General features: G+C 75.4%; 10 protein-coding genes and 1 pseudogene. All 11 read left to right on the top strand.

Annotated elements, in window-relative coordinates; all coding sequences use genetic code 11:
* Window positions 1–117 precede the first annotated feature (117 nt).
* Complete coding sequence (locus VP06_RS26465; protein ID WP_048466798.1) at window positions 118–1,122, top strand: DUF2213 domain-containing protein; 1,005 nt, start codon at window positions 118–120, stop codon at window positions 1,120–1,122.
* Entirely contained in the window at window positions 1,122–1,565 is a 444-nt protein-coding gene (locus VP06_RS26460; protein ID WP_048466797.1) for a structural cement protein Gp24, read from the top strand. The genes VP06_RS26465 and VP06_RS26460 overlap by 1 nt, the downstream gene beginning before the upstream one ends.
* 14 nt (window positions 1,566–1,579) lie before the next feature.
* Complete coding sequence (locus VP06_RS26455; protein ID WP_048466796.1) at window positions 1,580–2,527, top strand: DUF2184 domain-containing protein; 948 nt, start codon at window positions 1,580–1,582, stop codon at window positions 2,525–2,527.
* Between the two features lie 14 nt (window positions 2,528–2,541).
* Entirely contained in the window at window positions 2,542–2,790 is a 249-nt protein-coding gene (locus VP06_RS26450; protein WP_063928447.1) for a hypothetical protein, read from the top strand.
* Between the two features lies 1 nt (window position 2,791).
* Window positions 2,792–3,166 carry a DUF4054 domain-containing protein gene (locus tag VP06_RS26445; RefSeq protein WP_048466795.1) on the top strand — a complete coding sequence of 125 codons (375 nt, stop codon included), beginning with the start codon at window positions 2,792–2,794 and terminating at the stop codon, window positions 3,164–3,166.
* Window positions 3,166–3,477 carry a hypothetical protein gene (locus tag VP06_RS26440; protein ID WP_048466794.1) on the top strand — a complete coding sequence of 104 codons (312 nt, stop codon included), beginning with the start codon at window positions 3,166–3,168 and terminating at the stop codon, window positions 3,475–3,477. The genes VP06_RS26445 and VP06_RS26440 overlap by 1 nt, the downstream gene beginning before the upstream one ends.
* A complete protein-coding gene (locus VP06_RS26435) occupies window positions 3,474–3,758 on the top strand; it encodes a hypothetical protein (protein ID WP_156295783.1) in 285 nt (94 codons plus the stop codon). Before VP06_RS26440 ends, VP06_RS26435 begins: the two co-directional genes overlap by 4 nt.
* Window positions 3,758–4,177, top strand: coding sequence for a DUF3168 domain-containing protein (locus VP06_RS26430; protein WP_048466793.1), 420 nt, complete (start codon window positions 3,758–3,760; stop codon window positions 4,175–4,177). The genes VP06_RS26435 and VP06_RS26430 overlap by 1 nt, the downstream gene beginning before the upstream one ends.
* A gap of 19 nt (window positions 4,178–4,196) precedes the next feature.
* A complete protein-coding gene (locus VP06_RS26425; RefSeq protein WP_048466792.1) occupies window positions 4,197–4,643 on the top strand; it encodes a phage tail tube protein in 447 nt (148 codons plus the stop codon).
* 7 nt (window positions 4,644–4,650) lie between these two features.
* Window positions 4,651–5,226, top strand: a complete 576-nt coding sequence (locus VP06_RS26420) for a gene transfer agent family protein (protein ID WP_048466791.1) — start codon at window positions 4,651–4,653, stop codon at window positions 5,224–5,226.
* Window positions 5,223–5,677: pseudogene (locus VP06_RS37370) on the top strand (hypothetical protein); the annotation flags it as partial. The gene VP06_RS26420 and the pseudogene VP06_RS37370, both read left to right, overlap by 4 nt.

Raw genomic sequence — 5,677 nt, 5'->3', positions numbered from 1 at the left:
GTTTGGCGGGAAAAAATCTGCGATCAAACACAGACGTAAGCGGACGAAGCGTGGGCCTGCCAACGCAAGTCTGCTTAGCGGGCGCGACATCATCTCCCCCAACCCGAGACCATCCCCATGCAGCTCTTCGACAGGCTCAGCCTCGGCCCGGCGGCCGAGATCGCGGGCGCGCGCCCGCTCGGCAACGGCGCCCTGGTGGTCCAGGCCCGCGCGGCGCGGGCCGGCAACGTCCAGGTCTATCGCGGCGACGAGGTCGCCCGGCCGGATCTCGCGCAGGTGCGGATCTACCGCGACCCGGACGAGATCTTCCGGCCTGAATCGCTGCGCAGCTTCGGCCACAAGCCCGTCACCCTCGACCACCCGCCCGAGGCGGTGACGCCCCGGACCTGGCGCGGGGTGGCGCGGGGCCATGTCGGCGACGAGGTGGTGCGCGACGGCGAGTTCGTCCGCATCCCGATGCTGCTCGCCGATTCCGCCGCCATCGCCGCCGTGCAGGCCGGGCGGCGCGAGGTCTCGGTCGGCTATACCTGCGACCTCGACTGGACCCCCGGAACCGCCCCGGACGGCAGCCGCTACGACGCCCGCCAGACGAATGTGATCGTCGACCACGTCGCCATCGTGGCGCAGGGCCGGGCCGGCCCGGATTGCCGCATCGGCGATGCCGACCTGACCCGGCGCCTCGCCGAGGCCGAGGCACGGGCCGAGGCCGCCGAGACCGCCCTGGCCGCCCGCGACGGCGAGGTCGCGGCGCTCCGCGCCCGGGTGCCGGACGCCGCCGCCCTCGAGGCGCTCGCCGCCGCGCGCGCCGACCTGGTCGCCGACGCCCGCCGGATCCTCGGCGACGCCTTCGATCCCGCCGGCCTCGATGCCGAGGCGATCCGGCGGGCCGCCATCGCCCGGACGCTCGGCGAGGCGGAGGCCGCCGCCATGAGCCCGGCGGCGATCGAGGGCGCTTTCCGGGTCGTCGCCGCCGACCCGCGCCGCGGCGCGCGGCCCCACGCCCCGGACCCGCTGCGCGACGCCCTTCGCCACCGGACCGCCGACGCCCTCACGCCCGAGGCGGCCCATGCCGCCATGGTCGAGACCCTCCGCACCGCCTGGAAACCCGCAGGAGCCCGCTGATGCCCACGATCCAGTCCAGCTATCCCGCCCGGCCGGCCGCCGCCTACGAGGGCATGGCCGCCGACCAGGATCCCGCCACCATCGTCAGCCGCACCGTCGAGACCACGGACGGCATCGCCTTCGGCCGGGCCGCCTTCCAGGGCACCCGCGACGACGGCATCGCCGCAGCCGGGTCGGTGTTCCGCGGGATCGTGCTGGCCGACCGCAACGCGCGGCCGAATGCGAGCGGCACCGACCTCTTCGCCAAGGGCGAGACGGCGCCCGTGATGGTGCGCGGCACGGTCTGGGTCGTCAGCGCCACCGCGGCGAACGCCGGCGGCCCCGCCTACGTCACCGCCGCCGGCGCCGTCACGGCCACCGCCTCCGGCAACACCCTCATTCCCGGCGCCCTGTTCGACACCTCGGGCTCCGCCGGCGGCCTCGTCCGCCTGCGCCTGAACTGACGAGAAGCATCCCGATGACCCGCACCCTCCTCACCGACGCCCCCCGGGCCCTGGCCTTCCTGGTCAGCCAGCAGGCTTTCATCGAGCCCGTTGTCTACCGCAACCAGTACCCGGCGATCCGCTATCCGCGGCTGGTACCGGTCGACACCGCAGCGCCCGAATGGGTGGCGACCGTGACCTATTTCTCGGTCGACCGGGTCGGACAGGCGATCTGGGTCCACGGCGCGGCCACCGACGTGCCGAAGGTCGAGATGCTGCGGCGCCAGTACGAGACCACCGTCGCCATGGCGGGGATCGGCTACGGCTACGACCTGGAGGAACTCGGCAAGGCGCAGCTCCTCGGCATGACCCTCGACGCCGACAAGGCCGACGCGGCCCGGCAGGCGTCCGAGGAGTTCATCGACCAGGTCGCCCTCCAGGGCGACGCGACCAAGGGCTTCTCGGGCCTGCTCAACCATCCGAGCGTGACCGTGGGCAGCGCCGCCGCCACCGGCACCGGCGGCAGCACCCTCTGGGCCCAGAAGACCGCCGAGCAGGTGCTGACCGACATCAACGGCCAGCTCGTCGGCATCTTCACCGGCAGCGGCACGGTCGAGATGGCCGACACCCTGCTCCTGCCCTACGACCAGATGCTGAGCCTCGGCCTGCGCCGCCTCGACCCGACGAGCCCGATCACGCTGCTCGACTGGATCCGGCGCCACAACGTCTACACCCTGGAGACGGGCCAGGACCTGACGGTCTTCGGCGTGCGGACCCTGGAGACCGCCGGCACCGGCGGCACCGCCCGCATGGTCGCCTATCGCCGCGACCCGTCCGTGCTGAAGCTGTGGCTGCCGATGCCGTTCCGGTTCTTCCCGGCCTGGCAGACCGGCCCGTGGCGCTTCGAGGTGCCGGGCGCCTTCCGCCTCGGCGGCCTCGACATCCGCCGCCCCGCCGCCTGCCGCTACCTCGACGGCATCTAGGGGAGGCTTGGACCATGATGCGGGTGACGAACCACGCCGCCGGCCCCCGGCTGGTCTGGCCCAAGGGGGCGCGGACGCCCCGGCTGCTGGTGCCGGGCGAGAGCGCGGTGATCGCGCTCCCCGACCGGAGGGATCCCTGCCTCGCCGCCTGGGAGGCGGCGGGCGAGGTGCGGATCGAGGCGGAGCCCGATCCGGGAGCACCGGATCCGAGACCCGAGCGCCGCCGCGGTCGCGAGCGGCCGCCCTCCGGCGGGGAGACGTGAGATGGCGGAGACGATCACGCCGGACGCCTTCCGGGCCCGGTTCCCGGCCTTCGCGGGCGTGTCCGACGCGGCGATCGCCGGGGCGCTGGCGGAATCCGGCCCGCGGGTCGGCGCGAACTGGCCGGCGGCGGAGGCCGCCCTCGGGCGGATGCTCCACGCCGCCCATACCCTCACCCTCGACGGGCAGGGCGGGCCCGAGGCGGAGCTTGCCCGGGCGGGCGCCCTCGACCTGAAGGCCCTGCGCAGCGGCACGCTCCACCTCGAACGCCGCGACCCGCCCGCGGAGGCGGCCCCGGGCACTCTCGGGCTGACCTCCTACGGGCGGCGCTTCCACGAGGTGATGTGCCGCAACAGCCTCGGCGTGGCGGTGGTGTGATGGGCCTCCTCGACGGACTCGGCCGCCATCTCGGGGGCGTCCTCGCCCCCCTGTTCGACGACGCCGTCCTGCACCGGGTCGGCCCCGACGGCGTCGCGGACACGCCCGCCCGGGCCCGGATCGACGGCGCCCGGGACGCCACCGAGGAGCCCGGCCTGCCGGGCCGCCTGGTGCGGGCCATCGTGCTGACGCCGGGCCCACCCCCGAACCCCGACGACGAGATCACCCTGGCGGGGATCCGGCACCGCATCGTCGCGGTGGAGACCGACCCCGCCGGCAGCCACGCCCTCATCCAGGGACGCCCCTTGTGACGCAGAGGATCGAAACCGGCCCGCTCCAGGCGCGGCTCGCGCGCCTCGTTCGCACCGGCGGCGACGCGGCGCGGGCCCGCGCGCGGGAGGCCGCGCGCACGCTGGCATCCGACATCCAGCAAGAGCTGCGCAACGGACGCGCCGAGGCGACGGCGACGCCCGCGGGCGCCGCCGTCACCGTCGAGGCGCCGGGCCTGATCGCCCGGGAATTCGGCACCGCGACCCGCGCCGCCCGGCCGGTGATCGGCCCGGCGGTCGCGCGCCGCCCGGGGAGGGCGTGATGGCCGGCCTCGACCTCTCGTCCCATCTCCTGCGGGCGGTGCGGACCCCCCTCCTCGCCGATCCGGCCCTGCGCCCGCTCGTCGGCGACCGGGTGCGCGAGGCGGTGAGCACCCGGGAGGAATGGCCGTTCCTGCGGGTCGATCCGCCGGAGGTCGGCCCCTACGAGGCGCAGGGCTGGCGCGGCTGCGCCTGCCGCCTGACCGTCCACGCCTTCCTGCGCGGGGCCCGGGACTTGCGGCCAGTGCAGGAGCTGCTCGCCGCCGTCGCCGCCGCCCTCGACGAGGCCGACCTGGCGCTCGGGCGCGGCGAACTCCTGTGGCTGTCGCACGAGCGCAGCCTGGTCCTGCCGGAACCCCTCGGGCCCGGCTCCTGGCACGGCGTCGCCCGCTTCGGCGCCGTGGCGGCCGAAGCTTTCTGACGTCCCACGGAGCATCCTCATGGCCCAGCCCACCACCCTGCCGTTCTCGGCGATCGCCGTGAAGCTCGAGAGTCTCGCCCATGCCGGCACCTTCGAGGCGCCCTGCGGCCTCACCGAGCGCGCGGCGCAGTTCACCAAGGAGACCAACAGCGCGGTCGTGCCCGACTGCGCCAACGAGGACGCCGCGCCCTTCGTCGACCGGTTCGCGGTGTCGAAGTCCGTGGCGGTCTCGGGCAAGGGCGTGATGGCGCGCCAGAGCCTCGCCCGCTGGCGCGCCGCCTACGAATCCGATGCGCCGGTGCGCGCCCGGGTCGAGGTGAGCGGGACCGGAGCGGATGGCGGCGGTGCCTGGGAGGGGCTGTTTCACCTCACCAGCTTCGAGGTCGGCGCCGTGCGGGGGGAGCGCTGCACCGTCTCGGTGGCGCTGCAATCGACCGGGGCCGTGGCCTTCACGGCGGCGGCCTGAGGCCATCATGAGCCGCGACGGCCATATCGACCTCGCCCTCGAGGACACCACCCACCGCTTCCGCCTCGCCATCGGCGACCTGGAGGCGTTGCAAGAGGCGACGGGATCCGGTCCGGCGGCCTTGCTGCACCGCTTCCATGCCGGACGGCGCTACCGGTTCCAGGACGTGCGCGACGTCCTGCGCCTCGGGCTGATCGGTGGCGGCACACCGGTGCCGGACGCCCACGCGATCGCCCGCCGCCTCGACGGGCTGCCCTGCATCCCGCTGATCGCCAAGGCCGCCCTGGTGCTGGCGGCGGCGCTGGAGGGCAGCGAGGAGGAGCGGGTCGGCCGCCCGGCCGGGGCCGCCGGCCCCGAGGGGCGGCTCGCCTTCGCGGCCTTCTACGGGGCCGCCGCCGCCATGGGCCTGCCCGCCGCCGACCTGCGGGCGATGAGCCTGTGGCAGCTCGCCGCCTATATCGACGGCTTCAACCGCGCCCGCGATCCGGACGCCCCGACGCCCCAGGAGGAAGACGCGCTCTGGGCCTGGCTCCAGGGCGGCCTCCACGAAGACGGCCTCGACGAGGATGGATCGCCCGCATGACGACCGAGATCGAGCGCCTGGTGGTCTCCCTGGAGGCCAATGTCGACGCCTATGAGCGCGCGCTGGCCCGGGCCGGGCCGCTCGCCGAGCAGGCGATGGGTCAGGCCGAGCGGGCGGTCGAGGCCGGAGGCGGTCGCATCGCCGCCGCGATGGCGCGGGCCGGTGCCGAGGTGCGCGACGAGATCACCCGCATCGCGGCGCCGGAGGCTCTGGCAAAGCTCCAGCGCGCGATGGAGCCCGCGAGCGCCGTCCCGGCCGGCGACGCCACCGCCCTGCGGCGGGTCGACGATGCGGTCGGGAGCCTGACGGCCCGGCTCGCGGAGGCCGGCTCGGCCTCCCGCGAGGCGGTGGCGGGGTTCGAGGCGGTGGCGGGCGCGGTCGGGGGCATCGCGGACAAAATTCCGGCCGCCGCCGACCTCGTCGCGGATCTGGGCCGGCGGGTGAAGGCGGC

Source organism: Methylobacterium aquaticum, assembly GCF_001043915.1.
Taxonomy (GTDB): domain Bacteria; phylum Pseudomonadota; class Alphaproteobacteria; order Rhizobiales; family Beijerinckiaceae; genus Methylobacterium; species Methylobacterium aquaticum.
This window is presented reverse-complemented; position numbering and strand designations above follow the sequence as displayed.